This is a genomic window from Cellvibrio sp., from assembly GCF_053579595.1.
Genome location: NZ_JBRFPI010000348.1, coordinates 1 through 4,855, shown reverse-complemented (window position 1 = coordinate 4,855; position 4,855 = coordinate 1). Strand labels below are relative to the sequence as shown.

Genomic DNA, 4,855 nt, shown 5'->3' with positions numbered 1-4,855 from the left:
GAAGCTAAAAAGCGCATTGACCGTTTAACTCAGTCATTACTAGCCAAAGCTTTTCGCGGCGAGCTGGTACCGCAAGATCCCAATGATGGACCAGCGTCGGAATTATTAAAACGAATTCAAACAGAACGTGAAAATAAGACTGAAGCGAAACCTAAACGAATCATTAAAGCCAAAAAGAAATGACCAAAACCTATCAGCCGCCCCACAGCCTCACTCCAAAAATGCTTCGCTTCTCATCAAAGTTTAGTGAGGCTGTGGGCCGCCTGTCCGTTTTGGAAGAAGAAAAAAACCTTCGGTTACGCCACGCTAACCGTATCCGCACAATTCAAGGTTCTCTGGCAATAGAAGGCAATACATTAAGCGAAGAACAAATTACCGCGATTCTGGAAGGTAAACGCGTTATAGCACCACCGAAAGAAATTCTAGAAGTTCGCAACGCAATTAGAGCTTATGAACAATTTGAAACCTGGAAAGCGACCAGTGAAAAAGACCTGCTGAAAGCCCATGCTGTTTTGATGACAGGCCTTGTGGATGATGCGGGAAGTTATCGCAAAGGCAATGTAGGTGTAATGAATGGCGATCAGGTGGTGCATATGGCACCACCAGCAAATCGCGTTAAAAATTTGATGGAGGATCTGTTTGGTTGGCTCGCCAATACCGAAGAGCCCCTTTTAATTGCCAGCTGTGTATTTCACTATGAATTTGAATTTATTCATCCATTCAGTGATGGTAATGGCCGCATGGGGCGCCTTTGGCAGACCTTAATACTCAATCAATGGAACCCACTGTTTGCAAACTTACCTGTAGAAAGCATGGTGCACGAGCACCAAAGCAAGTATTACCAAGCGATTAACCTCAGCACTCAAAAGACCGACTCAGCGCCTTTTATAGAATTTATGCTGCAGATGATTTTGAACACCATTGAATCATTCAACTCTTTAGACACCACCCAAGTCACCCCCCAAGTACCCCCCCAAGTCAAAGAACTGCTTTCCGCGCTTAAAGGCGAGATGAGTCGTGACGATTTACAAACAGCCTTGGGCTTACATGACCGAAAATCATTTAGTGAACGCTATTTAAAACCCGCGCTCAATGCGGGCTTGATTGAAATGACGATTCCTGAAAAGCCCAATAGCCGCTTGCAGAAATACCGGATATCAGCCAAGCCTAAATACATTTTGTAAACTTCAGGAACACCATGCCCAACACCTCCATCACCCAAGCCGCCGATTACATCCAACACGCCGATGCGCTAATCATCGCTGCTGGTGCAGGTATGGGTGTTGATTCAGGTTTGCCGGATTTTCGGGGCAATGAAGGATTTTGGAAAGCCTACCCTGCCCTTGCAAAAGCGAAAATGGATTTTACGCAGGCGGCGTCACCCGATACTTTTGTGCGCGATGTGAAATTGGCCTGGGGGTTTTATGGGCACAGGCTCGCACTTTACCGCAATACGGTTCCCCATGAAGGTTTTGCGATTTTGAAACGCTGGGGCGAAAGCAAAGCCAAGGGTTATTCGGTGTTTACCAGCAATGTGGATGGGCAATTTCAACAGGCGGGTTTTGCGGCGGATAATATTTATGAATGTCACGGTTCGATTCATCACCTGCAGTGCCTTGAGCCCTGCTCCGCTTCTATTTGGAGTTCGGATGCGTTTTTGCCTGAAATCGATAATGAAAAATGCCAGCTAGTTAATAAGCCGCCGCTATGCCCCTACTGCAACCGAATTGCGCGACCCAATATTTTAATGTTTGGTGATTGGGGTTGGATTAGCGATAGATCAGATCAGCAAGCCGAGCAATTAGAACTCTGGTTGCAGCGCTGCAACAATCCGGCGGTGATTGAGCTGGGAGCGGGTACACATATCCCGTCGGTGCGCCGTTTTTCCGAACAGGTTGTGAAAAAATTCAATGGCAAATTAATTCGTATTAACCCGCGCGATTATGAAGTTCCCGCAAGTCATGCGATTGGTATTGCGTGCGGCGCCAAGGAGGGATTATTGGCCATTGACCAAGTCATCCGCGCCTACCAATAATAGCCGCACACTCTATCCGCTGTACTGGAAACTTAATGTCCGCATACACCATTCTCACCGCCAATATCGCATCCACTACTGAAAAACAGTGAATTTTTGACGTTTCTCCAATCGGTTACTGTGGTCAATTAGCTTTTCCAGTTTTAGGTGTTGTGTTGTGAAGGAAATTGGTAGCTTGGCTCAATGCTGAATCTTGATTTGAAGCAGTATCTTGTTGTTGCTTCGCAATCACCATATCGCTTTCATAATATTTTTTTTGGGCACATTGCGAATTGTGATTATTCGATGCGTTTTTTTGCTTTTCTATCTTGGCATTGTAGTCCTTTGCCAAGATGGAATATTTTTCAGCCTCCTTCTTATAATCTGCTACCAACTTATTGTGTCGATCAACGCTCTTATTAATATCATCGACTTGTTCTTGGGTCGTTGGCTTTTCATCTGTTTCCAGCAAAATCTTAAGAAATTTAATTTCACTTTCAATTACATTCATCTTTGCCTCTTGCTTTGCAATCGATGGTCGCTCATTCGTCAACTGAGCGTCCAATTCATCAAGCTCCGTTTCTATGGCCAAGCATTTTTGCAATTGTTCTACCGTTAATGTATTCGCATCGTACGTTTTTGGGCCATCCGCCATTCTAATCGCCTGCCCAAGCTTCACCCCCTTCGCCCCAGCATCCGACACTGGAAATACAAAGACGACAGCCGCCGCTAACAACGTCAACGCGCGTTTTACATCATAGGCAATTACCTTCATCCCATTATCCTCATTATTTTTTTGAAGCCACATATACAGTGAATAAGCAGGGCCGGCTTTAAGACCCTTTAAGGCTCGAAACTCGCCTTATTGCGCCTTTGTATGCCAACCGGAATTGCTGGATATTACAGGTCAATCTAGGCCAGCTGCAACGGGCAAAACAATATTAATCGGCCACATATGCCCCATAAAAATCCCCCGCCAACTTGCGTTGACGGGGGATTTTGCAGGTGCTGTAACAACTATTATTTCAGAGGGTTAATACACATCCCGCAGATAACGTTTATCCATATTCAATTTGCGAATGTAGTTAACTGTTTCGGCTTCATCGAATTTTCCGTACTGCTGGATGATTTTGCGCAGGGCTTGGTCTACATCTTTGGCCATGCGGCTGGCGTCTCCACATACGCAAAAGTAGGCGCCCTCTTCCAGCCAATTCCAAATTGCCTCGCCCTGCTCGCGCATGCGGTCTTGCACGTAAATTTTTTGTGTTTGGTCGCGCGAGAAAGCAAGGCTTAATTCTGTGAGCACACCGTCTTTTTGGAATTGCTGTAACTCCTCCTGATAATAAAAATCGGTTGCGGCGTGTTGCTCGCCAAAGAACAACCAGTTTTTACCTTGATCACCGCGTGCCTGGCGCTCTTGTAAAAAGCCACGGAAAGGCGCGACGCCGGTGCCGGGACCGACCATGATCAACGGAGTATCGCCATTTTCCGGCACATGGAAATGCTTGCTGGGTTGGACGAAGATGGGAACATCGATGCCGTCTGCGCGATCAGCCAAAAAGGTGGATGCAACACCTTTGCGGATTTTTTTGCTGTCACGAAAGCGTGAGTAGCGCACGGCAGAAACGGTGAGATCAATGCGTGTCGGCTGGGCTTTTGAACTTGAGGCGATGGAATATAAACGTGGCTGCATGCGTTTTAACAGCGGGATTAATTCATCAGCACTGGCGCGGATGGGGAACTCCTGCAAAATATCCGCGAGCTGTCGACCATAGAGCCATTCCAGCAATTCGGTTTTATGTTCTGCATCGAGCAATTTTTTTAATTCTTTGCTGTTGGCGCGCTGCGCAATAAAATTCAGCGCTTCCAGACTCGGGCGGCAAATTTCATAGTTTTCCAGCAACGCCTGGTGCACAGATTTCTCGTGAGTGTCCACCACTACCGGGGCATCAGCATTTAAATTCAGCGACTGCTCCAACTCAAACACATACTCGGGGCAATTTTTTGGCCAGATGCCGAGCGCATCGCCCGCTTCATAGGTAATGCCGGATTCTCCCAAATCAAAACCGAATTGACGAACATCTTTACCTGAGCCTTCCGCATTCAACCGTTTGTTCACAATCAAACGCGACGCATAGGGATTGGCTTTGCCATAAGCAGTAGATGATGTGACAGTCATGATTGTTGGCTGGTTCGCAGCAGTGATTTTTGCAACAGAGTTTAGGGGTGCTAATTGCTCGCTGAGCTTAGCAAACCATTCAGCTGCTGGCGATTCAAAATCGGTATCGCAGTCCACTCGCTCCACCAAGGCTTTGGCGCCCAGCGCTTGCAAGCGCCCAAATAATTTCTTGCCGTGGCCACAGAATTGGTCGTAATTGGAGTCGCCCAATGCCAGTAATGCAAATTGTAATTCGCTTAGCGCTGGCGCTGAGTCGCTATTTAATTGGCTCCAGAAATCGCCGCCATTATCAGGTGCATCGCCGTCGCCAAAGGTGCTGGTGACAAATACCACCAGTTTATTCTTTGCTAATTTATCAACGGTATAGTCATTCATGGATTGGAAATTAACGGCCCAACCCTGAGCCGATAATTGCTGTGCAAATTTTTCGGCAAGGGCTTCTGCATTACCGGTTTGCGATGCCCAGAGCAACAGCAGTTCAGGTTTGGCTTGCGCAGGTGCAGCCACCCCCAGCGATGCCACACCGATCGGCAATACACGGCTAAACATGCCGGCGAGCAAACCATTTACCCAAGTGCGATGCGCAGGATTGATTGGCGCATCCGCAGGCAGTGCGGGCACAGCAGAAATGAATTTCGCACTGGCTTGTAGGCCACTGATAT

General features: G+C 47.2%; 4 protein-coding genes and 1 pseudogene. 3 read left to right on the top strand and 2 right to left on the bottom strand.

What is annotated here, in order from left to right; all coding sequences use genetic code 11:
- From ACWA6V_RS17345 to ACWA6V_RS17335, 3 genes and pseudogenes are all read left to right on the top strand, one after another.
- A pseudogene (locus ACWA6V_RS17345) lies at positions 1-183 on the top strand (restriction endonuclease subunit S); the annotation flags it as partial.
- Complete coding sequence (locus ACWA6V_RS17340; protein ID WP_449523669.1) at positions 180-1,184, top strand: Fic family protein; 1,005 nt, start codon at positions 180-182, stop codon at positions 1,182-1,184. The pseudogene ACWA6V_RS17345 and the gene ACWA6V_RS17340, both read left to right, overlap by 4 nt.
- A gap of 14 nt (positions 1,185-1,198) precedes the next feature.
- Positions 1,199-2,035 (top strand): SIR2 family NAD-dependent protein deacylase, encoded by an 837-nt coding sequence (locus tag ACWA6V_RS17335; protein ID WP_449523668.1) that lies wholly within the window; start codon positions 1,199-1,201, stop codon positions 2,033-2,035.
- A 124-nt stretch (positions 2,036-2,159) separates the two neighbouring features.
- Here the strand turns inward: ACWA6V_RS17335 and ACWA6V_RS17330 are convergent, their stop codons facing one another.
- Both ACWA6V_RS17330 and ACWA6V_RS17325 read right to left on the bottom strand, forming a co-directional pair.
- On the bottom strand, positions 2,160-2,789 hold the full coding sequence (locus ACWA6V_RS17330; protein ID WP_449523667.1) for a hypothetical protein: 630 nt from the start codon (positions 2,787-2,789) through the stop codon (positions 2,160-2,162).
- A 258-nt stretch (positions 2,790-3,047) separates the two neighbouring features.
- Positions 3,048-4,855, bottom strand: a 1,808-nt coding sequence (locus tag ACWA6V_RS17325) for a diflavin oxidoreductase (protein WP_449523666.1), incomplete at its 5' end; no start/stop codon positions are given.